Source organism: Variovorax sp. Soil_C_39, from assembly GCF_057656815.1.
Genome location: NZ_JBDGJQ010000055.1, coordinates 1 through 252, shown reverse-complemented (window position 1 = coordinate 252; position 252 = coordinate 1). Strand labels below are relative to the sequence as shown.

Genomic DNA, 252 nt, shown 5'->3' with positions numbered 1-252 from the left:
GCGACAGCTTCACCGTCGTCGTTAGCGACGGCAACGGCGGCACGGCCACCAGCACGGTGGACGTGACGGTCAGCCCGGTCAACGACGCGCCCACCGTTCCGAACTACACGCTGACCACGCCCGAGGACACGCCCGTCGCGGGCCGGGTGACCGGTGTCGACCTGGACGGCGACAGCCTGAGCTACGTGGTGGGCACGCCGCCGGCCAACGGCGCCTTGACCGTCAATCCGGACGGAACCTACACGTACACAC

The 252-nt window shown here is 69.4% G+C and carries 1 protein-coding gene; it reads left to right on the top strand.

Going from position 1 to position 252, the window contains the following annotated elements:
• Positions 1-62 precede the first annotated feature (62 nt).
• The coding region (locus AC3A6J_RS28075; protein WP_487863283.1) for an Ig-like domain-containing protein at positions 63-252 on the top strand (190 nt) is incomplete at its 3' end.